Annotated in this window: 18 protein-coding genes; 9 read left to right on the forward strand and 9 right to left on the reverse strand. The window is 69.9% G+C overall.

Annotated features, from left to right (window positions below):
• The first annotated feature begins 424 nt into the window (after positions 1 to 424).
• Both LRD69_RS12875 and LRD69_RS12880 read left to right on the forward strand, forming a co-directional pair.
• The gene (locus tag LRD69_RS12875; protein WP_277326705.1) at positions 425 to 940 is read left to right on the forward strand and encodes a hypothetical protein; all 516 of its coding nucleotides are present in this window, start codon (positions 425 to 427) and stop codon (positions 938 to 940) included.
• A 390-nt stretch (positions 941 to 1,330) separates the two neighbouring features.
• The gene (locus tag LRD69_RS12880; RefSeq protein WP_277326706.1) at positions 1,331 to 2,440 is read left to right on the forward strand and encodes a hypothetical protein; all 1,110 of its coding nucleotides are present in this window, start codon (positions 1,331 to 1,333) and stop codon (positions 2,438 to 2,440) included.
• A 115-nt stretch (positions 2,441 to 2,555) separates the two neighbouring features.
• Here the strand turns inward: LRD69_RS12880 and LRD69_RS12885 are convergent, their stop codons facing one another.
• Together LRD69_RS12885 and LRD69_RS12890 are read right to left on the reverse strand one after the other, a co-directional pair.
• Positions 2,556 to 3,341: a BTAD domain-containing putative transcriptional regulator gene (locus LRD69_RS12885; RefSeq protein WP_277326707.1), complete on the reverse strand. Its 786-nt coding sequence runs from the start codon at positions 3,339 to 3,341 to the stop codon at positions 2,556 to 2,558.
• 800 nt (positions 3,342 to 4,141) lie between these two features.
• Positions 4,142 to 4,717, reverse strand: a complete 576-nt coding sequence (locus LRD69_RS12890) for a hypothetical protein (protein ID WP_277326708.1) — start codon at positions 4,715 to 4,717, stop codon at positions 4,142 to 4,144.
• A 127-nt stretch (positions 4,718 to 4,844) separates the two neighbouring features.
• On the opposite strand from LRD69_RS12890, the gene LRD69_RS12895 reads away from it, so the two are divergent.
• Positions 4,845 to 7,787, forward strand: a complete 2,943-nt coding sequence (locus LRD69_RS12895; RefSeq protein ID WP_277326709.1) for a BTAD domain-containing putative transcriptional regulator — start codon at positions 4,845 to 4,847, stop codon at positions 7,785 to 7,787.
• A gap of 83 nt (positions 7,788 to 7,870) precedes the next feature.
• Here the strand turns inward: LRD69_RS12895 and LRD69_RS12900 are convergent, their stop codons facing one another.
• Positions 7,871 to 8,872: a helix-turn-helix domain-containing protein gene (locus tag LRD69_RS12900; RefSeq protein WP_277326710.1), complete on the reverse strand. Its 1,002-nt coding sequence runs from the start codon at positions 8,870 to 8,872 to the stop codon at positions 7,871 to 7,873.
• Between the two features lie 70 nt (positions 8,873 to 8,942).
• Between LRD69_RS12900 and LRD69_RS12905 the strand changes: the two genes are divergently transcribed.
• The gene (locus LRD69_RS12905; protein WP_277326711.1) at positions 8,943 to 10,343 is read left to right on the forward strand and encodes an MFS transporter; all 1,401 of its coding nucleotides are present in this window, start codon (positions 8,943 to 8,945) and stop codon (positions 10,341 to 10,343) included.
• A 102-nt stretch (positions 10,344 to 10,445) separates the two neighbouring features.
• Here LRD69_RS12905 and LRD69_RS12910 read toward each other — a convergent pair whose 3' ends face one another.
• From LRD69_RS12910 to LRD69_RS12925, 4 genes are all read right to left on the reverse strand, one after another.
• Positions 10,446 to 10,727, reverse strand: coding sequence for a hypothetical protein (locus tag LRD69_RS12910; protein WP_277326712.1), 282 nt, complete (start codon positions 10,725 to 10,727; stop codon positions 10,446 to 10,448).
• A 65-nt stretch (positions 10,728 to 10,792) separates the two neighbouring features.
• Positions 10,793 to 11,737, reverse strand: a complete 945-nt coding sequence (locus LRD69_RS12915) for an adhesin (protein WP_277326713.1) — start codon at positions 11,735 to 11,737, stop codon at positions 10,793 to 10,795.
• Positions 11,738 to 11,872: 135 nt separating this feature from the next.
• Positions 11,873 to 13,747 carry an MFS transporter gene (locus LRD69_RS12920; RefSeq protein WP_277326714.1) on the reverse strand — a complete coding sequence of 625 codons (1,875 nt, stop codon included), beginning with the start codon at positions 13,745 to 13,747 and terminating at the stop codon, positions 11,873 to 11,875.
• A 149-nt stretch (positions 13,748 to 13,896) separates the two neighbouring features.
• The gene (locus tag LRD69_RS12925; protein WP_277326715.1) at positions 13,897 to 16,344 is read right to left on the reverse strand and encodes a D-alanyl-D-alanine carboxypeptidase; all 2,448 of its coding nucleotides are present in this window, start codon (positions 16,342 to 16,344) and stop codon (positions 13,897 to 13,899) included.
• A 193-nt stretch (positions 16,345 to 16,537) separates the two neighbouring features.
• Here LRD69_RS12925 and LRD69_RS12930 point away from each other — a divergent pair, with 193 nt between their 5' ends.
• From LRD69_RS12930 to LRD69_RS12940, 3 genes are all read left to right on the forward strand, one after another.
• Positions 16,538 to 17,260 carry a GPP34 family phosphoprotein gene (locus tag LRD69_RS12930; protein ID WP_277326716.1) on the forward strand — a complete coding sequence of 241 codons (723 nt, stop codon included), beginning with the start codon at positions 16,538 to 16,540 and terminating at the stop codon, positions 17,258 to 17,260.
• 253 nt (positions 17,261 to 17,513) lie between these two features.
• On the forward strand, positions 17,514 to 18,383 hold the full coding sequence (locus tag LRD69_RS12935) for a helix-turn-helix transcriptional regulator (RefSeq protein WP_277326717.1): 870 nt from the start codon (positions 17,514 to 17,516) through the stop codon (positions 18,381 to 18,383).
• A 269-nt stretch (positions 18,384 to 18,652) separates the two neighbouring features.
• Positions 18,653 to 18,859, forward strand: a complete 207-nt coding sequence (locus tag LRD69_RS12940; protein ID WP_277326718.1) for a DUF397 domain-containing protein — start codon at positions 18,653 to 18,655, stop codon at positions 18,857 to 18,859.
• A gap of 105 nt (positions 18,860 to 18,964) precedes the next feature.
• On the opposite strand, the gene LRD69_RS12945 is transcribed toward LRD69_RS12940, so the two are convergent.
• Entirely contained in the window at positions 18,965 to 19,804 is an 840-nt protein-coding gene (locus LRD69_RS12945) for a hypothetical protein (RefSeq protein ID WP_277326719.1), read from the reverse strand.
• 80 nt (positions 19,805 to 19,884) lie between these two features.
• Between LRD69_RS12945 and LRD69_RS12950 the strand changes: the two genes are divergently transcribed.
• Complete coding sequence (locus LRD69_RS12950; RefSeq protein ID WP_277326720.1) at positions 19,885 to 20,667, forward strand: SDR family oxidoreductase; 783 nt, start codon at positions 19,885 to 19,887, stop codon at positions 20,665 to 20,667.
• Between the two features lie 384 nt (positions 20,668 to 21,051).
• Complete coding sequence (locus LRD69_RS12955; protein WP_277326721.1) at positions 21,052 to 22,623, forward strand: sodium:solute symporter family protein; 1,572 nt, start codon at positions 21,052 to 21,054, stop codon at positions 22,621 to 22,623.
• A 125-nt stretch (positions 22,624 to 22,748) separates the two neighbouring features.
• On the opposite strand, the gene LRD69_RS12960 is transcribed toward LRD69_RS12955, so the two are convergent.
• Positions 22,749 to 23,864, reverse strand: a complete 1,116-nt coding sequence (locus LRD69_RS12960) for an ADP-ribosylglycohydrolase family protein (RefSeq protein WP_277326722.1) — start codon at positions 23,862 to 23,864, stop codon at positions 22,749 to 22,751.
• Between the last annotated feature and the right edge of the window lie 113 nt (positions 23,865 to 23,977).

Raw genomic sequence — 23,977 nt, forward strand, 5'->3', positions numbered from 1 at the left:
GCTCGGACTCCTCAAGCCGCCCACACAGACCGGACGCTTCGGTGCCTTGTCGAAGAGCCGACCTTTCCGCAATTCGGTCTGCGCGCGGCGCACGGTCAACGCCTCCTCGTCCGGCACGGACTCCATCCCGAAGGTCGAGCACCCGGCAGGAGACGTCTTGCGCGGCAGGGGCCCGGGCATGGCCAGCGCGATCGCGCACCGGGTTGTCGTCCGCAACAGCCACGACGGCTCGTCACTACTGTGCGCGACCTCCTCCACGGGTGAATGGGGGCGTGGGCGCTCCTGGAGAGGGTGAATGAGTGATCGCAATGCCCGACACGGGTCCCTGATGGGAGATGAATCCACTCCGAATGTACTTTTAGTGCTCATTCGATTGCAGCGGGTAATACAGTTCCGCAATGCAGAGGCCCGGAGGGCAAGATTCATGCGCAAGCTCCAGAAGGTCGCAATCACCGTTGCAGCTGTCGGGGGCCTGGTCGCCCTCGGCGCGGGAAGCGCCTGCGCCGCCGACTACAGCGACTCCCCCTACGGAAGAACTCAGCCACTCCACGCGACCGACCTGTTGGATGACATGGCGCCGCAAGTGCCGCGACCGGCTGTGAACCAGGCCAACCAGGCCGTCGGTAACGCCGGCAGGACAATCCAGGTCAACCAGGCAATCGGAAACACCGGCAGGGTCAGCCAGGCCAACCAAGCCGTCGGAAACATCGGCAAGACAATCCAGGTCAACCAGGCAATCGGAAACACCGGCAGGGTCAACCAGGCCAACCAAGCCGTCGGAAACATCGGCAGAACGATCCAGGTCAACCAGGCAATCCGAAACACCGGCAAGGTCAACCAGGCCAACCAAGCCGTCGGAAACATCGGCAGAACGATCCAGGTCAACCAGGCAATCCGAAACACCATCGCACTCGGCTTCTCGCTCACGCCGGTCCCCTGACAGGCGCAGAGTGCGTCGAGCAGCTTCCAGCAGAGGAACCTGGCGCAGGGTGCGGCCGGTGAGGCCAGCCAGACGAACGTTGCGGATCGGATGCAGTGACCCCGATCCCGGGCTGAACACGCCGAACCTGCCGATCAGCCTCGACAACGCGAACCCGCCACGGCCTCGTGGCGGGTTTCGTCGGTTTTGGGGTGGGACCGGGACCGGGGCATGGCGATGACCTGGGGCGACTCGTGGGCCCCGACCATACGGAGCCAGCTGGACGAAATGCTCGCCGGCGGGAGCCAACCGGCCCTGGTCACGCCTGCGTCACGCGACGGTGATGCCCACCACCCCACGATGACTGGTGCAGGCAAGCGCAAACCCGCTTTCACATGCAAGGAGACCGCCATGGTGATCCGGCATCGCATACCTCGTCTGATAGGCGCGTCCAGCCTGGCAGCGACGCTTGCTCTCGGAGCAGGCGCGGGGGCCGCCGCAGCAGCACCTCAGGAGGTATCAAAGTCAGAGACCCCGACCGCGGCACCGACTTTCTGCGGCCAGCAGCCCAGGCCGAACATCTGCCCCCGGGGCACCGTTAACCAGGGGAACCAGGCGATCGGCAACACCGGCAGGGTCAACCAGGGCAACCAGGCCATCGGCAACAGGGGCAGGGTCAACCAGGGGAACCAGGCGATCGGCAACACCGGCAGGGTCAACCAGGGCAACCAGGCCATCGGCGGCACCGGCAGGGTCAACCAGGGCAACCAGGCCATCGGCAACATCGGTGGAACCAACCAGGGCAACCAGGCCATCGGCAACATCGGTGGAACCAACCAGGGCAACCAGGCCATCGGCGGCGGCCCCGTGAACCAGGGCAACCAGGCCATCGGCAACACCGGTGGAACCAACCAGGGCAACCAGGCCATCGGCGGCGGCCCCGTGAACCAGGGCAACCAGGCCATCGGCGGCGGCGGCCCCGTGAACCAGGGCAACCAGGCCATCGGCAACACCGGTGGAACCAACCAGGGCAACCAGGCCATTGGCGGCGGCGGCCCCGTGAACCAGGGCAACCAGGCCATCGGCAACACCGGTGGAACCAACCAGGGCAACCAGGCCATCGGCGGCGGCCCCGTGAACCAGGGCAACCAGGCCATCGGCGGCGGCGGCCCCGTGAACCAGGGCAACCAGGCCATCGGCGGCGGCGGCCCCGTGAACCAGGGCAACCAGGCCATCGGCGGCGGCGGCCCCGTGAACCAGGGCAACCAGGCCATCGGCGGCGGCGGCCCCGTGAACCAGGGCAACCAGGCCATCGGCGGCTTCGGCGGAGCCAACCAGGGCAACCAGGCCGTCGGCGGCTTCGGCGGAGCCAACCAGGGCAACCAGGCCGTCGGCGGCTTCGGCGGAGCCAACCAGGGCAACCAGGCCGTCGGCGGCTTCGGCGGAGCCAACCAGGGCAACCAGGCCGTCGGTGGCTTCGGCGGAGCCAACCAGGGCAACCAGGCCGTCGGCGGCTTCTGAACACACCACACATGTACCGACCCTCTTCGACAAAGCGAACCCGCCACTGGCAACAGTGGCGGGTTCGCAGATGTCCACTACCGAGGACGTCGCGGACGGGCCGTGCCCTTCGCGGTCACTCCTGCACTTTTCCGCCACCGGGGTGCGACCGCCGCAGTTCGGCCACGAGCTGGCGCAGCTGCTGCGTGGGGCAGAGTCCCAACTCGTTGCGGAGACGCTGCGCGTAGCGTTCGAAGTGGTCCAGCGCCTCGACCAGGTTGCCTTCCGCCAGGTAGGCGCGGATCAGCGAGATCTGGCTGCTCTCCCGCAGTGGATCTGCCTGGACGGCCGTATGGGCCGCCGTCACCGCCCCGGCGAACTGCTCGGCGTCGATGAGTTCTCCCGCCAGTTTCTCGAGGGCATGGAGTCGAAGCTGACGCCAATGCTCCGCCTCGAGCAAGGCCCACTCGTCGTACCAGCCGGGCAGCAGATCGGCGGAGAGCTGGTCGACGGTCGCCGCGTTGAGGCCGAGGTCCTCGGCCGGGACGCCGGGGTCGAGTATGCGTTCGGCCAACGACCGGGCGTGATAGAGGTCGACGGTGACCTCCCGCGCGAGGCGCACCTCGTTGGGGGAGACGTCCAGTGCTTTCCGGCCGAGGTCGTGCAGGCGTGACAGTGCCGCCCGAAGGTTCGTGTTCGCCCTCTGCTCGGACGCTTCGGGCCAGAGGCTTCCGGCGATCAAGGTCCGAGGGACAGAGGCGCGGTAGTTGAGCGCGATTGACGCCAGGAGTCGCTTCGAGCCGAGCGGGACTGCCACCGGGACGTCGCCGACCACGAGGTCGAAACCGCCGAGAAGAGCTATGTGTACGGACGGTCGGCTCTTCACGGCCAGAGAAGAGAAAGCGAGCTCGTTTGAACTCATGTCTGTGTGATCATTTAGGGATCGGTCCACCCGGGCGCCTGCCGACCGGCAGCAGCACCACTGCCCAAGGATTCGCGATCTTCACCTCCCAACCAGGATCCATGCTGCTCTGTCCGCCAAGGGTTGTCTAATCGTCCAAATTGTGCTATTAAGCACCCTCTGGTCGTGGACAGCCCAGGCTCAGGGCGCACATCCCGACTCCGGTTCCTTGCATCCTGGCCCTTACGCCATCGGCTGGCCGCCCGTCGCAGCGCACTGACATGCAAGCGCCCCGAAGCACCGCATCCGAGGAGTGGCGCGCGAGCAGCGCAGCAAGGTCCGCCAGGGGAAGGCCGGCGGTCTCGCGGGCATCATCACCCCGGTTGAACGCTCCACCACTTCGGCGACGTCGCGGCGGAGGACGGAGAGCAAGTCACCCTGAATCAGTACGCCGGGGAAGCGGCGGCCGGGTGGGCGCACCACCGCGTTGTCACCACCGTCCGTGAGCAGCTCAGCCCCGACACGCTCCCTACGGACATCCGTCCCGGCATCAGGCGACATCAACAGGCGGCACCAACGGCAGCGGACAGAACCGGTATTGAACATTCCTGGGCGGTCGTGTTCCAGTCGGCCAGCTGCTCCCCGAAGCCCGTCCGCGCGAACTCCCTCAGCGGTTCCGGACGTTGAATTCTGCCGCAGGCACAACGCGTTCAGACATCGTCCCAGGGTCTCTCCCCGGGCCCTCGTCGGGTGCCGGCGCCGCAGGCACCCGACGAGGGCCTGGTCGGCGCGCGGACGACGGGCCGTCATCGGCGGGTTCGCTACCCGATGCCTCTTTCGGGGTGTGCAGGGCCGGTGTGCCGGGTCTCGCGGATCAGCCGGTACGACTCGCCCGCGAGCCGGATCCGGTCCTCGTCGTCCACATGACAGCCGAGGCGTTCCGGAAGGCCGCGCAGATACGCGACGGCGGGGCCGGTGAAGCGGACCCTGCCGTTGCCGAGGTGGGTGATTCCTTCGGGCTCGGCAAGCGCGGCGAGCCAGACGGCGTGGTCCTGACGCACCTCGGTGGTGTACGCGGCGTCGGAGCCGGCTCCCTGTTCCAGGGCGTACAGCACGTCCCCGTAGCGAGCATGGTCCAGGACGGCGCGTACGGCCGCGTCGATGCTCAGCAGGCCGGCGTCCACCTGGTCGCAGGCGAAGACGCGGCCGGGGCGGGCCCGGGCGTACGCGAACCAGGTTCCCGCACGGGACGGGATGACGTAGCCGACCGGATAGCCGCCGGGGAGGCCGTCGTCCACGCATACGTACACGATCTCGGCGGCATCGCTCCGCTCCCGGGTGAGGAAGAGCCTCCGCTGTTTCAGCATCGTCGCGAGAGAGCTCTCGATGACGGCCATGTTCGTGTTCCTTCCTCGGGAGGGGCGGCGGCCGCTCCCCGTCGACGGCCGCCGCTCTTGCAAACCATTCAGGAAGGCGCTGCAATGCGAATGAAATTCTGATGATGCGCGGAGCGGAGGCCTTCGGGTGGGCGCGGGATCTCGTCGACGGCTACGGCTCGCGGTGCTCGGACCGGTACGGGCCTGGCGTGACGGCAGGCAACTGCCCCTCGGGCCCGTCCGGCAACAGGCGGTGCTGGCCGCGCTGGCGCTGCGTCCGGGTCTCCTGGTGAGTCGTGAGCAGTTGCTCGACGGGGTCTGGGGGGAGAGGCCGCCGAAGTCCGGCCGCAAGGTACTGCCCAGCTACGTCTATGGGCTGCGCAAGAAGCTCGACGACGACGGCAGCGGTCCGGCCGATTCGGTCATCCGCGGGGAACGGGGCGGGTACCGCCTCGTCGCCGACGGCGTCCGGCTCGACGTGGCGGACCTGGCCGAACAGGTGGACGGCGCTCAGCGCGCGATGGCGTCCGGCGATCCGGCCGCGGCGGTGGACCGGTTGTCGGGGGCGCTCGCCCTGTTCGACGGGGAGCCGCTCGCCGGGCTGCCGGGACCGTACGCCGACGCCGAGCGGCAGCGACTGCTGGAGCGGCGGCACACGGTTCAGCTGGAGCGGCTCGAATGCCTGGTCCTGCTGGGCCGGTTCGCCGAGGCCCTGGACGACACCGCCGCTCTGGCCGCGTCCCATCCGTGTGACGAGTCGCTGTCGGCGCTGCGCATGCGCGCCCTGTACGGAAGCGAACGCCAGGCGGAGGCGCTGAACGTCTATCAGGACATGCGCAGGCGCCTGAACGACGAGCTCGGCGTCGACCCCGGCGAGGAGCTCCAGCGAGTGCACCAGGCGGTGCTGCGCCAGGACGACGTACGCCTCCTCGGCCCGACGGCGGCGCGCTCCACCGCTCCTCCGGCTCCCGCTTCCCCCAAGCCCCGCCGCGCGGTCAACGACCTGCCGGGTGACGCCGGCCGCCTGATCGCGCGGGACGCCGAGCTGGCGCAGCTGATCGCGCCTTCCGCGCCCGGATCCGTATCGATCGTCACGGTGGACGGTACGGCCGGGGTCGGCAAGACCGCGCTCGTCGTACGCGCGGCCCGTGTGCTCAGCGCCCAGTACCCGGACGGCTGCCTGTTCGTGGACCTGCGCGCGCACAGCACGCAGCGGCGGCAATCGCCGGAGCGAGCGCTGCAGCGACTGCTGCGCTCGCTCGGCGCGGCCAAAGGCGAGTTGTCGAGCGACCTCGAAGAACTCACTGCCGTCTGGCGTGCGGCGACGAGCTCGCTACGGCTGCTCCTCGTACTGGACGACGCCCTGGACGCCGACCAGATACGACCGCTGCTGCCGGCGGGAGCGGGAAGCAGGGTGTTGGTGGCCGGCCGACGGCGGCTGGCCGAACTGGACGCCGACCGGCGGGTCACCCTGGAGCCCTTGGACAGCAGGGACGCGGTGTCCCTGCTCACGCACATCATCGGAGAGGAGCGTGCAGGAAGGGAGCCGCAGGCGACGCATCAACTGGTCAGACTGTGCGACGGGCTGCCGCTGGCCCTGCGCATCGCCGGGTCGCGGTTGCAGAACCGCACCACCTGGACGGTGGAGTACCTGGCGGGCCGCATGGCCGGCGATGAGCACCGGCTCGGCGAACTGAGCGTCGGGGATCGCAGCGTGGAGGCGGCCTTCAGCCTGTCGTACGAACAGCTCGCACCCGAGCAGCAGCGCGCATTCCGCGCGCTGGGCCTGGCGCCGACGGTCGAGTTCGACGTGCTGACGTCGGCGACCATGCTCGATCGGCCGCCCCACGCCACCGAGCAGATCCTGGAGAGCCTGGTCGACACGAGCCTTCTGCAGGAGCCGCGTCCTGGCCGCTACCGATTGCACGACCTGGTTCGCGTGCACGCACGACGCCTCGCGGAGGCCAAGCCCGCCGAGGCCGCCACCGCACGCAGGGCCGCACTCCGCCTCTACCTGGACGCGGCCCGGATCACCAGCGACTGGGGCCTTCGCAATTTCCCCACCGGACCCCAGCCCGTCGACGCACCGTTCACGCACTGGAAGGAAGCGGAGACCTGGCTGGACGCGGCCGGCGGAGAGCTCGCCGACGTCGTCGGACACGCCGCGGCCCTCGGCGAAGCCGACTACGCCTGCTGGATCGCCGAGGCGGTGGTCGACTACTTCGTACGACAGGGCCGCTACCACGAGTGCCAGACAGCTCTGGAGATCGCACTCGCGCACGTGGGCGAGGCCACCGACCAACGGATGGTCCTCGCCCTGCGGAACTGCTTGGGCTACACCGGCATACACCAACGCACGTACACGCAGGCACGCACCTGCTTCACCGAAGCACTGGAACTCGGCCGGCGCCACCCCGACCCGTGCGAAGAGGTCCGGACTCTCGCCGGCCTGGGCGCTCTCGATCTGAGCGTGGGCGAGGGCGACCGGGCGATTCGCCATGCCACCGCAGCGGTGGACCTGGCCAAGCGACTGCGCGACGACTGGGTCGCCTCGACGGCACTCGTCATCCTCGGCCTCGCCCACCAATTCGCGGGGCGGAACGAGGAGGCGCTGGACTGCTTCGCCGACGCCCATACCCATGCCGAGAGGGACGGCAGACCGCGCATGCTCGGCAGGCCCTTGAGCTGCGCCGCCGACGTCCACCTCCGCCTCGGCCACTACGGTGAGGCCAAGAGCCTGCTCCGCGAAGCGGTCCACCTGGTTGAGCAGGTCGGGGACATCTTCCTCTGCTCGCGCAGCCTGACCCGGCTGGGCACGGCAGAGCAGGGCGAGGGCAACCCGGGCGCGGCCATAGCCCTCCATCACCAGGCCCTCCTTCAGCACCAGTTGCTGTCCCCGCTCACCGACCCCAGCTACGACTGGCTGGAGATGGACATCCGTTTCCGCCTGGGCCGCGCCTACGTGGCGACAGGCCGCGTCCGCGAGGCGCACCAGCAGTTCCAGGCCGTGCTCGACGTGCAGAGCGCCCGTGCGCACCGCGCCGCCCGTGCACGGGCGAGCGAGGGCCTCACCGACCACGAAGCCCGGTAGGGGGTCGGGTTCGGATCCCGCCGAGGGCACCGCCTGCGAAGCCGCCCCACTGGGGCACGGCCGAAGCCCGCGTCGCCCTCGGCCTATGGCGCAACCTCCGTCCCGGCCGAGGCTGCGAGTACGAGGCGGCTGAACTGGGCCCGGTAGGCGCTCGGGGTGAGTCCGGTGCGACGCACCACATGGCTGCGGAGAGAGTCCGCCGTGCCGAGCCCGCAGGCTCGGGCCACCTGGTCCATCGGCAGCGTCGTCGTCTCCAGCAGTTCCTTCGCTCGCTCGATGCGCTGATGCAGGAGCCACTGCAGGGGGCTCACGCCGCTCTCCGCATGAAAGCGGCGGGTCAGCGTGCGTACGCTGACCCGCGCGTGCCGGGCCAGGTCCGTGAGGGTGAGCGGCTCGTCGAGGTGTCGCATCGCCCAGCCCCGGGTGTCCGCATAGCTGTTGCCGAGCTCGGGCGGGAGCGGGGTCTGCGTGAACTGGGTCTGGCCACCGGGCCGCACAGGGGCGACGAGCGCGGCACGGGCCACCCGGTTGGCCACGGCGGCGCCGTAGTCGGAGCGGATGATGTGCAGGCACAGGTCGATGCCGGCGGCGTATCCGGACGACGTCATGACCGACCCGTCGTGCACGTAGAGCACGTCGCCCTTGAGGTCGAGCGCGGGGTAACGGGTACGCAGTTCCTCGGCGAGCTCCCAGTACGTGGTGGCGCTGCGCCCCTCCAGCAGCCCCGCCTCGGCGAGTACGAACGCACCGCTGCAGATGGAAGCGATCCGCTTGCCCGCGGCTGCGGCGTCGCGGACAGCGGCGACGGTCAGGGGATCGGGTTCGTAGCGGTGCCCGGTGCCCGCGACCAGCACCGTGTCGGCGTCGTGCACGGCGTCCAGACCGCGGTCCACCACCAGCGAGAGCCCACCGGTGGTGGCGATCCTGCCGGGCACCGGTGTGCAGACGATCACCTCGTAACCGGGGCCCCCGTCCACCTCTGCCTTCTCGAAGAGCATTTCGGGGATCGCCAGGTTGAACATCGACACGGGGGACGGGGCGACCACGGCGACGCGGTGTGCTCGGTGCGGCTGGAGCTGCGGCATGGCCAGAACCTCCGGGCGTATGGCATTCAGGCCACTACTGTACGCCGCCGGAGATCGCCAGAGTGGGGGCATGGCTACGGACCACATCACCGATATCGATCAACTGACCTCCGAGCAGGGCAAGTTGTTCAATGCCTCGCGTCAGCCTTCCCCAGGCCTGACTCTCGCCGCCGCCCTGCTGGGCTTCACGCTGACCTGTCTCGACGCCTCCGTGGTGAATGTGGCACTGCCCTCGATGGAGTCCTCACTGGGCGGCGGGACCACAGGGCTGCAGTGGGTGGTGGACGCCTACACCCTCGCGTTCGCCGCGCTGATGCTGTCCACCGGCGCCCTCGCGGACCGGGCGGGTGCCACCCGGACCTACGCACTCGGCATCACGGTGTTCGCCCTCGCCTCCGCGGCCTGCGGCTTCGCCCCGAATCTGCCGGTCCTGATCGGGGCACGGGTGGTGCAGGGCGTCGCCGCCGCCGTGATGCTGCCCGCCTCGCTCGCCCTCGTACGCCAGGCATATCCGGACGACGCCGCCAAGCGTGCGCGCGCTGTGGCGTTGTGGACGGCGGGCGGCTCGGCGGCCGTCGCGGTCGGCCCGGTCGCGGGCGGGGTGCTGACCACCGCGTGGGACTGGCGAGGGATCTTCTTCGTCAACCTGCCGCTGGCGGCGCTGGCCCTCGCCCTGCTGGTCCGCGCTCCGCGGTCGGTGCGACGGCCCGCCCCCCTGGACCTGCCGGGACAGCTGACCGCCGTCATCGCCCTGGCGGCGCTGGCCTTCGCGGTGATCGAGGGCGGTACGACGGGTCTCGTCGCGCTGGTCGTCGCGGTGGCGGCAGGCGCCGTGTTCCTGCGGATCGAGGCCCGGCACCCGCATCCGGTCGTCCCGCCGGGACTCTTCCGCAACCGCACCGTGGCCATCACGGTCGCGGCGGGTGCGGCGGTGAGCGTGGCCTTCTACAGCATGATTTTCGTCTTCAGCCTCTTCTTCCAGCAGGTGCAAGGGCGTTCGGCGCTGTCTGCCGGGCTGATGTTCCTGCCGATGACGGGTGTGATCGCGGTGACGAATGTCGTCGCGGGCAAGCTGGCGGCCCGCTTCGGGCCGCGTCTGCCGATGCTCGTGGGCCAACCGCTCGCGGCGGCAGGGCTGCTGCTCCTCCTGCAGGTCGACGGCGAAACACCCGCGGTCCTCCTGGCCCTGCTCCTGGTACCGCTGTCGCTGGGCTGCGCGCTGACGGTGCCGCCGTTGACGACGGCGATGATGGACGCGGTGCCCGCCGACCGGGCCGGACTGGCAGCGGGTGTGCTCAACTCCGCCCGCCAGGTGGCCGGGGGCCTGGGCATCGCCGCCTTCGGCGCGCTGATCACTGACGGGTTCATGGCGGGCATGCGGGTGAGTCTGCTGGTCAGTGCCGGGCTGCTGGCGGGGACAGGGATCGCCACGGTGTGGATGCGGGTGCGTTTGGGCGCGGGACGCGCGTAACGCACTGGACGGGCCATCGACGCGGGACCGGGTGTTCAGGGGCTCCGGTGGGCGGGACTGTGTGAGATGGCCTGCGGGGGCCGGGGCGCGCGGCGGCGCCGGTCAGGACGACGTGACGCCCCTCGACCTCGGGCGGCGGCCCGGTGCGGCGCAGGTCGGACACCAATAGCCCTCCTGCTGGACGTAGATCCACCCGAGCGCCTCGATGTGTGGGGAGGCGACGGTGGCACTGTGCAGGATGTGGCCGAACAGATCGGCCTCGATGTCCGGTGGCGGTTCCGCGATGACCATGTCGAACACGGCCCGCGCCCGGCATCCCCAGCGGTCGCACTGGAGGTGGAACCGCACGGGACCGGGCGGCTCTCCGTCGGTGGTCAGGCTCATACATCCACTATGGTCCCCCGGTTGGGCGGATACATGCCGTTCTGCTCCACACCCGGCGTCCGGCCTCAGCGGCAGTCCACCTTCAGCTGCGCCGCGGCGTGATGCGCTCCCACCCGTGCCTCGTCGCCCCAGTCGCGGCCCCGGTCGATCAGCTGTACCGCAAAGGTGTTGCCCTTGACCGGGTAGCTGCTCACCTCCACGGGGCTGCCACGATGCACGGTCTGGCGGACGGCGAAGCCCGTATAGGCGGAGTCCGCGTCGTCCGGGTCCGAGAGCACCCGGTACACGGTGGGATCACCCGCGACGTCGCGGTCACGGCCGCTGTCCGGTACGAACACGGTCAGCGCGCACGCGTGGTAGCCGCTGCCCAGGTGCCAGGACCACGTGGCGGTGTTGCCCCGGTCCTCGGTCGGGCTGCCGGACATCGGCACGGCGCTGAACCGTCCGTCGCACGTGCTGCCCCGGTAGCCGCCCGAACCGAGCGTGTACCAGCCGTTCTCACCGTTCTCGAACCGGCCGTGCTCGCGGTACTCGCCCGTCGAGCATCCGGGTCCCGCCCAGGCGGAGTACGTGTGACCACCGCTGTCGGACGGCGCCTCGGGGGTACGGGACGGGCTCCGCGGGGACGAGGGGGTCGGCGACGTCGCAAAAGTGGGGGCCGGATCCGGGCTCTCCGTTCCGGACGGACCGATCCGGGTGGGAGCGCCGCCCCCGATGCCGGCCGTCGGGACTCCCGCACGGCCCACCGCCCCCGTATTTCTGCCGTCGTCGCCACCACCACCCGATGCGAGCAGCGAGGTGCCCGTCACCAGCGAGCCCGCCACCGCCACAACTCCCGCCACGAGCAGGACCTTTCCGCCTCGGGGCAGCGTGGATATCCGGCCCGCGAGCGTCTCGCGGGCGATCCAGGAACCCTCCCCGCCGACCGAGCGGGCCACCGAACCGCAGTCCGGACACACCATCCCCGGCAGCGCGCCCCGCTGTTCACCGCCGCACCGTTGGCACCTCATGGCAGCACACCATGCCAGGGCAGAGCCCCCAGAGGGAGAGAACAGGCGTGATTTGCCTGTGTCCACCCTGTGCCCACCCTGCGCCCGACGCGTACCCGCCCCCGCCCCGGCGTCCCGGCGGTCGTCCGGCAGGGCTCAGCGCAGCTCCTCCGGGCACGGCGTGCCGGGCGACAGCTGGTACGGGGCCGCCATCCGGTACACCCCGGGTCGCGGCGCGAGCAGTTCCGTCCACTCGTCGCCGTACTCGTCCTCGTCCACCTTGATCAGGCAGCCGTTCGTGTTGAGGAACGTCCGCGGGCTGTCCTGGTCCGCGCGCTTCTTGGACGCCTCGGTCTCCTGCGGCCGTTCCACGCTCTTGCCCTCGTCGTCGACCAGGGCGAGCCAGCGCGAGTACGGGATCCGGATCAGCACCCGGCCCGCCCGCTTCACATGGATGGTCAGCTCGCCGGCCCCGGCCCGGTCCACCGTCGCCGGCGGGTCGGCCAGCGGCACCGGGACGTCGACCGCGAAGAGCTGCCAGTTCGCGTCGGACCAGACGGCCTTCAGATACGGAAGGCCCTTCTCGACCAGCGCCGCCTCCTGCACCGCCCCGCTGGAATCCGGCTCGCCCTTGGGCAGCACCACGTAGTGCACGGCCCAGCGGTCGAGCCACCGGCGGTAGTTCGCGGAGTTCAGGGTGTCGTCGTAGAAGAGCGGGTTGCGCTCCATGTCGGCCTGCCGGTTCCAGCCGCGGGCCAGATTGACGTACGGGGCGAGCGCGGACGCCTCCCGGTGGCTGCTGGCCGGCACCACCTCGACCCTGCCGCGCTCGGCGCCGGCCTGCTGGAGCTCGTTGACCAGCGGGGCCAGTTCCCGCGTCCAGGAGGCGGCGGGGGCGGTACGGACGATGTCGTCGACGCCCTTGAAACCGACCCAGAAGTTCATCCCGGCGAAGGCCAGGATCAGCGCGTACCAGCGCCGCGACCGCGGCACGGCGTACGGCAGCGCGGCGAGCAGCACCACCCCGGCGAACAGCATCGCCATCCTGGTGACGTTCGAGCCGATCTGCGAGTCGACCACATAGGTCAGCAGCGTCCCGACCCCGTACACGGCGGCAGCGGTTCGCACGGTGCGCCAGTCGGACGGCACGAGGACGAGGACGAGAACGGCGAAGAGGAACGGCAGGGACAGCGTCGCGAGCGACATCGGCTGCGTACCGGAGAACGGGAACAGCCACGACGACAGCACCACCACGGCGACCGGCGCCAGGCCCAGGGCGTACGCACCCGGGCGCCGCTTGTTCAGGAACAGCGCGGCGGCCACCACACCGAGGAACAGCCCCGCGACGGGACTGCCCGCCGTGGCCAGCCCGGCGAGCGGGGCGGCGACGGCCGCCTTCGCCCAGCGCCTGTGACGCCACCGGTACGGCCAGCAGAACACCGCGGCCACCGCGCCCAGCGCGAACATCATGCCGAGGCCGAACGTGACCCGACCGGACAGCGCGTTGCACAGATAGGCGAACACGCCGGCGAGCGAGCAGGCGAGCGGATTGCGGACGGCCCGGACCCGGACCAGGATCAGCGCGGTCAGCCCCGCCGACACCGTCCCGGCGATCATCATCGTCGTACGCACGCCGAGCACCGACATCAGATACGGCGAGACCACGCTGTACGAGACCGGGTGCATGCCCCCGTACCAGGCAAGGTTGTAGGCCGTACCGGGATGCCGGCCGACGAACTCGGCCCAGGCGTCCTGCGCCGCGAGGTCGCCGCCGCTGTTCGCGAAGAAGAGGAACCAGAGGATGTGGGTGACCGCGGCGGCCGCCGTCGCAACGGTGACGGGGTGCTGCAGCAACTGCCGGGCCCGGACCTGCCGGCTGCGGGGCGGCTCGGCGGCCTCGGCCTGCGATTCCGGGGTACGCGGGGCGGGCAGCCGGACATTCATGCTGCCGCCACTGCCGCTCGTCACGTCGCCTCGCACATCGCTGCCGCCGGCCGCCTCACGGCCGGGTATCGGCTCCGCGGTGGTCACTACGGTTTCCCCCGTCTCCGCCGGCCCCGTTCCCCGTCTCCGTATCACCTGTGAGGACGCCGCCCGGCGCTCCCCGGTTGTCCGGGGACGCTAACACGTGCGCAAAGGGGGTGGGGGTGCCGGTATCGGCGCCCCCACCCCCGTCCGCATCAGCTGATTCGGGTCAGCTTCTCTCCGAAGGTCGGCCCCGTCAGATCGCTCTGCAGTGCCACCGCCACCTTCACCTGGCTGGAGCCCTCACCCACGGTGAGCGTACCGACGTGGGTTCCGGCCGCTGCCTCGTGCGGGAGCGTCTTCCCGTCGTCGGACAGTTCCAGCTTGACCGTCAGACCGGGCCAGCCGACCGCTGCCACGTCCTCGGTCGCGACGACCGGGGTGGTACCGCCGAACCCGTTGTCGACCATGCCGACGACATCGCCCTTCCTGACCACCTTCCCGCTCTTCAGCAGGTTCTCGGTCGCGAGCATCACGTCCTTGCTGACCGCGTTGACCGTGTCGATGATGGCCGGCTTGTGCTGACCCAGCACCGCACCGACGATCAGCTGGTCGGTGTCGCCGACCATCTTGTGCGCGGCGAAGAGCAGGTTGCCGCCCGCCTTGGTCGTGGAGCCGGTCTTGATGCCGAGGGCGCCGTTGTACGGCACGAGGGTGTTGTAGTTCCGCCAGTTCTTGCCCGAGGGGTCGGTCCACGACGGCAGCTTGGTGATCGCCATCAGCGCCGGGATCTCCACCAGCTTCTGACCGAGCTTCACCTGGTCCTCGGCCGAGCTCACCGTGGTCGCCTGGAGTCCGGACGGATCCGTGTACGTGGTGTTCTTCATGCCGAGGGACGTGGCGGTGTCGTTCATCTTCTTGACGAACGCTTCCTCGGAGCCGGCGTCCCAGCGCGCCAGCAGCCGCGCGATGTTATTCGCGGACGGAATCATTATGGCCGAGAGGGCCTCCTGCTCTGTGAGCTTGTCCCCGGCCTTCACGGTGTTGAGCGTCGACTCGCCGCCCGTGGTGTCCAGCTTGCCGTCCGACTCCCCCTTGGCGTCGACCGTGATGGACGGACCGGCTTCGCCCTTCTTGAGCGGGTGGTCCTTGAGCACGACGTACGCGGTCATCGCCTTGGCCACACTGCCGATCGGCACGGCCTTCTGCTCGCCGAACGAATCCACGGTGCCGAGGCCGGTCGCCGCCATGTAGCCCTGGCCCTCGTTCGGCCACGGCAGTGACGGCTTGCTGCCCTCGAAGGTGTACGTCGGCTTCGCCGTCAGCCGGAGCTCGGGCGTCGGCAGCGGGCGCACCGCCTGCACGATCGCAAAGACGATCAGCAGGAGCACGACCAGCGGGGTCCAGATCTTGACCCTGCGGAAGGCCGTGCGGACGGGCGTCTGCGGCGGCGGAGGCGTGTTCGTCAGCTCGGCCAGCAGGTCGAGCGGCGGCCGGGGCGGCATCGGCTGCTGCCGGGTCCGCTCGGCGCCGCTGAGCGAAGGGGCCTCGGCCTGCGCGGGTGCGGCCGCGGGTGTCTCGGGCTTGGGGAACGCGGGTGCGGGCCGTGCTTCCTCGCGGCGCAGCGGCACGAACCGGCTGGTGCGCTCGGCGGCGCTCTCGGGCGCGGACTCCGGCTTCTGCCCGGGCTTCTGTGCAGGCTTCGAAGCGGGCGGAGTGATCTTCTTCAGCGCGGTCGTCGGCTGGTCGATCCGGTTGGGCCGGACGGTCTTGAAGACGGCCGTGGGCTGGTCGATTCCGCGCTTGTCCTCGTCGGGCCCGGAGGACTCGGTGTTCTTGGCGGCACGGGGGGTCCCGCCAGGGGTCCCGGCGTCCTCGGCCCGGTCGGCCGCCTCGCCCGCGTCGGCGTCCACGCCCTCGGCGCCGTCGGATGCCGCAGGCTTCTCCGCGTCCGCGTCCTCGGCGTCGTCGGATGCCGCAGGCTTCTCGGCTGCCGCGCCTCCGTCACCGTCCGCGTCGTCACCGTCCGCGGCGTCGGAGCCGGCACCGGCGTCGCGCGACGCATCCGGCTCGTCCCGCTCTTCCACGTCGGCGTCGGCGTCGGCGGGCGTCGTTCCGTCCTCGGCGGCCGTCGTCCCCTTGTCGCTCGCCTCGTCGACGGACCCGGGCGTGTCGCCCCCCGTGACGTCGTCGCTCCCGGTGACCGACTCGGGCTCCTCGTCCTTCTCGGCCTTCTCCGCGGCGGCGCCCTTCCCCACCCACGCGGCGACGGCCGCACGCAGCCGCGCGTCCGTCTCCTCGGATGCGGAGCCGGTTCCCGCCTGCTCGGCCGTCTCCGCGTCCTGGGCGGCCTCAGCGGCCTCCTCCGGCTCGTCGGCCGCCTCGGCGCCCTCAGCGGCCCTGTCCGCGCCCTCGGGCCCCCGGGAGCCCTCCGAGCCGCCGTGGCCCTCGCGGGACTCCGGCCTCTCGTCCTCGCCGGCCTCCGCAGGCTTCGTACGGAACACCGCCGTCGCCGTGTCGAGCCCACCGCTGGTTCCGCTTCCGGCTCCGCTTTCCGCCGCGGCAGCCGGTTCACGGAAGACGCTCAGCCGCGGATCGCGCTCGCTCCGAGCCACGCCCGACGACTTCTGCTGCTCCGACTTGTCGGGGGACTCGCCCGCCACCGATGCCTCCTCCATGCGCCGCGGGGAAGCCCCGCGCTGTCCGAACCATCTACCAGTGTCCTGTGTGAACCCTTGGCCGCGCTGCAAGACGAGAACGACATACCTACTGGTTCCCGTACGAAGCACCCAGGCGCTCTCGACAGACCAATGTGAGAGGGGTCACCCTGTCATTCATCCACGCGGGGAGGCATGGATGGGCAGGAGCCGCAGAACAATTCCGGAGGAGCTTCTGCTGCTCGCTCTGGACCCGACCACGGGTACCACAGCGCAGCCGCAGTCGCTCGACCTCGGCCTCGCCGGAGCTCAGCTAGTGGAGCTGGCTCTGGCAGGACGGATAGCCCCTGACGGGGATCGTATCGCCGTGGTGATGCCACGGCCGACAGGAGATCCGACTCTGGACTCCGCACTGGAACTGCTGCGCCGACGCGGCAGCCCGGTTCGGGCCGTCCACTGGATCGGCGGGCCCCGGCTGGGGCTGCGCCAGACCTATCTCTCGCATCTGGAGCGATGCGGCATGGTGCATGCCGTGGCGGGACAGATGTGCGGGGTACTGCCGACGACTCGCTACCAGGCGACGGACACGGCGATCAGCCGGGACATCAGGTCCCGGCTGGACAGCGCGATCCGCACCGGCGTACCGCCGGACCCGCGGACCGCGGCGCTCGCCGCACTGGCCCACGCGGTCGGACTCGGCAAGCACCTCTACCCCGGGAACGAGGGGCGCTCGTCGCGCTCCCGGCTCCGGGACCTGATCAGACACGACCCCATGGGCGGCCTCGTGGCGCACGCCGTGATGGATGTCCAGAACGGCGCGGTCGCACAACCGCGCCGCAACCAGGCGGCGGGAGGACCGTTGCAAACGCAAGTGCCGTCGCAGTCACGTCGCGACAGCATGGTGCACACCGCGGCCCACTAGGGCGGCAGACCGCACCACCGGCACCACCCGCGCCACAGGCCGCACCGCACCACAGGCCGGCATCGGACAACCGAATACCGCCGCACCGACGTCCCCAAGACCCGGTTCGGGAGCCGCACCACGCGCGGGGCAGCCGGTTGACCGGCTGCCCCGCGCGCCTGCGTGTGGCCATTTCCCAGCGCGACCAGGGCAACGGGTGGCAATCTGCTGAGCAGTAGATACGCACAGCTACATAGCCGGAGGTGCCGTTTCCGTGCCGACCAACGTCAATCCCACCGTCAGGCGACGCCGGTTGGGTCAGGAATTGCGCCGCCTGCGCGAACTCAAGGGCATGACGGCCGAGGAGGTGGCGGAGCGGCTGCTGGTCTCGCAGTCGAAGATCAGCCGCCTGGAGAACGGCCGACGGTCCATCAGCCAGCGCGACGTCCGCGACCTCTGCGGCGTGTACGAGGTCGAGGACCACCGCATCGTCGACTCGCTCATGCAGATGGCCAAGGACTCCCGCCAGCAGGGCTGGTGGCACGCCTTCGGCGACATCCCGTACAGCGTCTACATCGGCCTGGAGACCGACGCCGAATCGCTGCGGGTGTACGAACCCCAGGTCGTCCCCGGCCTGCTGCAGACCCGGAGTTATGCCGAGGCGCTGATCAACGGCGCGCTGCCGGAGGCGCCGCCGTCCGACATCGACAAGCGCGTCAGTGTCCGCGCGCGCCGCCAGGACCGCATCACCGACCAGGAACACCCGCTGCGGCTCTGGGCGGTCATCGACGAGTCCGCGCTGCGCCGGCTGGTCGGTGGCAAGCAGGTGATGATCGAGCAGCTGGAACAGCTCGTCGAACTGTCGCACCTGCCGCACGTGACCGTGCAGGTACTGCCTTTCGAGATGGGCGCCCACCCGGGCATCAACGGCCAGTACGCCATTTTGGAATTCCCGGACACCGCGGACTCCAGCGTGGTCTATATCGAGGGCGTCACCAGCGACCTCTATCTGGAGAAAGCGAATGACGTGCAGCGATACAGCGTCATGTACGAGCACTTGCGGGCCCAGGCGCTGAATGTGGAACAGACCCGGCACTTCATCGCAGACATCGCAAAGCAGTACGCCCAGCTGAACACCGGCTGAACACCGGCCATACGCCGGCAGAACACCGGGCGGACCGCGCTGGAATCGGACACATTCCGCAAAGTCCGTTATGCGCGAAAAGGAGCGATGTTACTGGTGAGGCGACGGCACGGTACACCGTCGCCACCTCAAAGCGGAAGAGCCGAATGAAATATGCCATCCGGTCGAGTGAACGGCCCCTTCACGCAACGATGTTGGCGAGTAGCGTCGATCACGCCAGCGGTCATGCGGTTGGTAACTCTCACACAACTCTCTGAACCGGAGTGAACATGGCTATTCGTCAGGGTGCTACGGACAATTGGACGAAGTCGTCGTATTCCGGGGGGAACGGCGCTTGCGTCGAGGTCAGGTCCCCTCTCGTGCAGGCGATCGCGGTGCGCGACTCGAAGGCCCCCGAAGGCCCCTCGATCACGTTCGTGCCCAGCGCGTGGAACGCCTTTGTCTCCGACATCGCACAGGGCTCCGTCTCCGCCTGACGATGCCCTTCCACAGAACGCGGTGCGGCACCGCCGGCGGTGCCGCCGGAAGCCCTCTCGACTGGTTCGCCGTCCTGGCCGAGGGGGCTCCACCGTCCGGTCCGGTCAACGCAGCTGATCCACATACCGGTCCGTGCCGGGTACGGTCGGAATGAACGGCGCCACCAGTTCCACCCGCCCCAGGCCGGACTCCGCGACCGCTGCGTCGAGCCCGGTGAAGTGCTCCGCCCAGCAGTCCCGCGGGTCCTCCTGGAGGAACCAGAGCAAGGTCAGCCGGGTGTCGACGCCCTCGACCTGCTTCACATAGGTCATCCGGTCACCAGGCAGCGGCGTGGGGCGGAACACGGTCACCAACGCCGCGGGCGATCCGGCGAGTCTCCGCGGCAGATGCCGTGAGCGCAGCCACTCCAGCAACTCGGCCCGCCGGACGGCGCCTTCGGCGTCGATCACCTGGAGCACCAGTCCGCGGTACGGGTGGTCGAGGGCGTGTTGGTCCCGGGGGCCGGCGGCACCGCCCCGGTAGACCGTCGCCTCGTGGTCCTGGAACGCGGTGTACACATGGGTACGGTCCTGATAGACCCGGCCGTCCCGGTTCAGCCGCTTGTTGATCCCGACCGTCCACTTCATGTGGTCGTCGTAGCGCCCGTCCGTCACCCAGTACGTGGACAGGTAGCACCCGGCTCCGACCGGCTGCGCGACCGCGGACTTCTCCGGATAGCGCAGCCCCTGGAGCTCCCGGGTGGCCACCCAGCGCCGCCCCGCGAACATCCAGGGCATCGCCATCGCACCGGCATAGTAGTGATCGTCCTCGTACCAGCGGTTGTACGCGTACTCATGGCCCGGGTGCGGTTCCACCATGGTGATCAGCGCGTGGCCGGGGTGGACCCCGTAGGGCCCCAGCGCGGCCAGTTCGGCGTACGTGCCGCTGCGCGTCTCGTCGCTCATGCCGTTCCCCTTCCGTACTCCGCCACAACGCCCTACTCTGACGCACCGTCAGAAAATCTGCCAGGGGCCGGGAGGCACCGATGTTGCTCGCGGGGAAGACCGTCGTGGTGTCCGGGGTTGGGGCCGGGCTGGGGCACCGGATCGCCGAGACGGTGGTACGGGACGGCGGCAGCGCCGTCCTCGGGGCGCGTACCGCGGACCGCCTCGCCAAGTCGGCCGCCGACATCGACCCCGAGGGCCTGCGCACCGCCCACCTGGCCACCGACATCACCGACGAGGCGCAGTGCGAGGCGCTCGCCGCACTGGCACTGGAGCGGTTCGGGCGGATCGACGCGGTGGTCCACGTCGCCGCCTGGGACAGCTACTTCGGCGGCGTCGAGGACGCCGACCTCGCCACCTGGCAGTCGGTGCTGGACGTCAATCTGCTCGGCACGCTGCGGATGACACGCGCCTGCCTGCCCGGCCTCAAGGAGCGGGGAGGCTCCGTGGTCGTCATCGGCACGCAGTCGTCGGTGGCCGCACCGTCCCAGGTGCGACAGGCGGCGTACGCGGCGTCGAAGGGCGCACTCACTTCGGCGATGTACTCCATGGCACGGGAGTTCGGCCCGCACCGGATCCGGGTGAACACGGTGCTGCCGGGCTGGATGTGGGGGCCACCGGTCCAGGCGTACGTGCGGTTCACCGCGCACTCCGAAGGCATACCGGAGGCCGAGGTGCTCGGCAGGCTCACCGAGCGGATGGCGCTGCCCGAGCTGGCCACGGACGGCGACGTTGCGGAGGCTGCGGCGTTCCTGGCCTCCGACCGGGCCCGGGCGATCACCGGTCAGTCGCTGCTGGTCAACGCCGGCGAGCTGATGCGCTGACCGGGCCGACGCGGCTGACGGCCTGTTGCACTGATCCACTGCCGCCGGGGGCGGCTCTCCTCCTTCTCGGCCGCACGGGACCCGCATCCCGTGCGGTCTTTCTGTGCTCTGCGGTGCTCTTGACGTTCTGCACAGCCTGACGAAGTGCCCGCTCATGGTGTGGCTGCCGTCACGTTCACTACAACGCCCCCGTGGGTCAAGAACGAGTAAAATCGTTCGGCTTGCTGATTCGCGTTCACATCCCTGATCGCCAAAAACCTTGACCGGGGTACCGAACAGGCGGTTCAATCCCCGATGTCCCCGCTCCCGCACGGGGGCCCCGCTGGGCGGCCGTACTGACGAAGTGCGTACCCCGTTCATAAGGCGGACCCCAGGAGGGGGCACATGAACAGTCTCGACTGGGTCGTGCTCATCGGCTACTTCGGCGTGATGATCGCGATCGGACTCTGGTCCCACAAGCGTGTGGACAACGTCAGCGACTTCTTCACGGCCGGCGGCAAGATGCCGTGGTGGCTGTCCGGCATCTCGCACCACATGTCCGGCTACAGCGCGGTGATGTTCACCGGGTACGCCGGCATCGCGTACCAGTTCGGCGTCACGTCGTTCGTGACCTGGTCGCTGCCGATCGCCATCGGCATCGGCATCGGCGCCCAGCTCTTCGCACCGCGGCTCAACCGGCTGCGCTCGCGACTGCACGTCGCCTCGCCGCTCGAGTACCTCAAGAACCGCTACAACATCCCGACCCAGCAGGCGCTCGCCTGGTCGGGCCTGCTGCTGAAGATCGTGGACGTCGGCGCCAAGTGGGCGGCCATCGCCACCCTGCTCTCCGTCTTCACCGGCATCTCGATCGCCCAGGGCATCTTCATTACCGGCTGCATCACCGCCGTCTACTGCACGGTCGGCGGCCTGTGGGCGGATGCGCTGACCGAGCTCGGGCAGTTCATCATCCAGCTCTTCGCCGGTATCGCGATGCTCGTCACCGCCATGGCCAAGCTGGACGGCATCAGCACCCTGTGGACGGTCTGGGACAAGCTGCCCGAGGGCCACACGGACCCGACGGCGGACCCGTACACGGTGACCTTCCTGCTGGCGTACCTCTTCATCAAGACCTTCGAGTACAACGGCGGCATGTGGAACCAGGCCCAGCGCTACATGGCCACGGACTCCGCCGCCTCGGCCAAGCGCTCGGCCCGGCTCTCCGCCATCCTGTGGCTGGTCTGGCCGACGGTCCTGTTCTTCCCGATGTGGTGCGCCCCGCTGCTGGTCCACGCGCAGAAGCCGGACGCCTCCGACAGCTACGCCCTGATGACCGAGCAGCTGCTGCCGCACGGCCTGCTGGGTCTGGTCGTCGTCGGGTTCTTCTCGCACACGATGGCCATGTGCTCCTCGGACGCCAACGCCATCGCGGCCGTCTTCACCCGCGACATCGCACCGGTCCTCTCGAAGGCGGCCCGCACCTGGAGCAACCGCACCGGTCTGCTGGCGGCCCGCGTGTCCACCCTCGGCTTCCTCGGTCTGTCGATGGCGCTCGCCACCCAGATCAACTCGCCGACGTTCAAGGACATCATCTCCGTCGTCATCAAGTGGGTGGCCGGTCTGATGGGCCCGATCGCGATCCCGTTCATGCTGGGCCTGCTGCGCAGGTTCCGTAAGTCGGGTCCGACGGCGGCGCTCGTCAGCTGGGCCGCGGGTCTGCTGGCGTTCTACTTCACCAACTACAACTTCGACGGTTCGGTGAAGACGAGTGTCGCGCTCCAGTACCAGGTGGCACTGCCGCTGGCGATCTCGCTGGTGCTCTACATCGCGATCGGCTTCATCAAGCCGGAGGACACCCCTGAGCGCGATGCGCTGATCGAGCTGATCAACTCGGACGGCGACGGTTCGTCGACGGGCGCGACGATTCCGGCGCAGGCCGGTACGAGCGACGCCGCCGTCGTGAAGGGCGTGAAGGACTGATCGGCTCGCACAGAGCCGAGGGGCGGGGTACGGACACGGCGGTGTCCGTACCCCGCCCCTCGCGCGTGCACCCGATGAGCCGTCATGCGCTGCGGGGATCAGCGGTGCAGGAGCCGACGGAACGCTCAGCCGCGCGGATAGCGGGTCAGCCAGCCCGGTGCGGAGGCCGACGGGCCGTGCAGGGCCGGGCCCTGCGTCATCTCCATGGCGAAGTCGTCGGCGAGTTCGAGGAGGGTGGGCCTGCCCTCCAGTTCGGCGAGCCAGGCCGGCGGCAGCGCGGTCTCGCCGTGCAGCGTCCCGAGCAGGGCCCCGCACAGCGCCCCGGTGGCCGCCGACGGTCCGCTGTGATTCACCGCGAGCCGCAGCCCGTGCCGCACGTCCTCGCCCACCAGGGCGCAGTACACGGCGACGGCCAGGACCTCCTCGGCCGAGTCCGTGTCGCCGAGCGCCTCGATGAGCGCAGGACCGGGGATGCCCTGCCGCACGGAGCCGAGGGCCTGCTGGAGGGCGTCGGTGACCTGTACATGGCCGGGGCGCTCGGCAAGCAGTGCAAGGGCGTGCTGCACGGAACCGTCCAGGGTCTCGCCACGGGCCAGGCCGTGCACCATGACGGCGAGGGCGCCGGCGGCCAGCAGGGCGGTGGGGTGGCCATGGGTCTGGGCGGCGCATTCGACGGCCAGCTGGAGCACGAGCTGCGGCTCCCACCCCACCAGCAGTCCGAACGGGGCGGACCGGGTGAGGGCCGCCGAATCGCGTGCGGCAGGGTTCTTGGGCAGGTCGAGGGTGCCCATCGTGGTGTCGCCGAAACCGGTGAGGCATTCGCGGGTGGGGGCGCGGCGGGCGTACAGCCATTCCTCCTGGGCGAGCCAGCCGTTCTCCTTGCGGCGCTCGTCGGGCCCCCAGTCGTGCTGGGTGGCGACCCAGCGCCGATGGGCGCGGTACACATCGGTCGGCGGATGCCAGGCGCCGGTGTCGCGGCGGACCTGGGCACGGATCAGCCCGTCCACGGTGAACAGGCTGAGCTGGGTGACGGCGGTGACCGCACCTCGTCTGCCGTACGCGGGGACGAAGTCGGTGACGGCGTCGGGACCGTGGGCCGCGCGGATCTCCTCGAGCGACAGTCCGCCGACCGCCGCGCCGAGCGCGTCACCGATGGCACCGCCCAGCAGACAGCCGCGGACCCGGCTGCGGAAGTCCTGCTGCTCGGCACGGCCCCAGACACCTGTGGCTCCTGCGCTCACCGCGCTCCTTCCCCGACCGCGTACGGCCTGCGAGCCCCGACTTCGCAGCACTTTAATCGACCGGGGAACGGTCGATCGGGGACCGGATCGGTATGTACGGAGTAGCTCTCGCG

It is taken from the genome of Streptomyces sp. JH14, assembly GCF_029428675.1.
Classification (GTDB): domain Bacteria; phylum Actinomycetota; class Actinomycetes; order Streptomycetales; family Streptomycetaceae; genus Streptomyces.

Coding starts and splice junctions, on each gene's coding strand:
- LRD69_RS12875 (WP_277326705.1), top strand. CDS start 425: ATGCGCAAGCTCCAGAAGGTCGCAATCACCGTTGCAGCTGTCGGGGGC.
- LRD69_RS12880 (WP_277326706.1), top strand. CDS start 1,331: ATGGTGATCCGGCATCGCATACCTCGTCTGATAGGCGCGTCCAGCCTG.
- LRD69_RS12885 (WP_277326707.1), bottom strand. CDS start 3,341: ATGAGTTCAAACGAGCTCGCTTTCTCTTCTCTGGCCGTGAAGAGCCGA.
- LRD69_RS12890 (WP_277326708.1), bottom strand. CDS start 4,717: ATGGCCGTCATCGAGAGCTCTCTCGCGACGATGCTGAAACAGCGGAGG.
- LRD69_RS12900 (WP_277326710.1), bottom strand. CDS start 8,872: ATGCCGCAGCTCCAGCCGCACCGAGCACACCGCGTCGCCGTGGTCGCC.
- LRD69_RS12905 (WP_277326711.1), top strand. CDS start 8,943: ATGGCTACGGACCACATCACCGATATCGATCAACTGACCTCCGAGCAG.
- LRD69_RS12910 (WP_277326712.1), bottom strand. CDS start 10,727: ATGAGCCTGACCACCGACGGAGAGCCGCCCGGTCCCGTGCGGTTCCAC.
- LRD69_RS12915 (WP_277326713.1), bottom strand. CDS start 11,737: ATGAGGTGCCAACGGTGCGGCGGTGAACAGCGGGGCGCGCTGCCGGGG.
- LRD69_RS12930 (WP_277326716.1), top strand. CDS start 16,538: ATGGGCAGGAGCCGCAGAACAATTCCGGAGGAGCTTCTGCTGCTCGCT.
- LRD69_RS12940 (WP_277326718.1), top strand. CDS start 18,653: ATGGCTATTCGTCAGGGTGCTACGGACAATTGGACGAAGTCGTCGTAT.
- LRD69_RS12945 (WP_277326719.1), bottom strand. CDS start 19,804: ATGAGCGACGAGACGCGCAGCGGCACGTACGCCGAACTGGCCGCGCTG.
- LRD69_RS12950 (WP_277326720.1), top strand. CDS start 19,885: ATGTTGCTCGCGGGGAAGACCGTCGTGGTGTCCGGGGTTGGGGCCGGG.
- LRD69_RS12955 (WP_277326721.1), top strand. CDS start 21,052: ATGAACAGTCTCGACTGGGTCGTGCTCATCGGCTACTTCGGCGTGATG.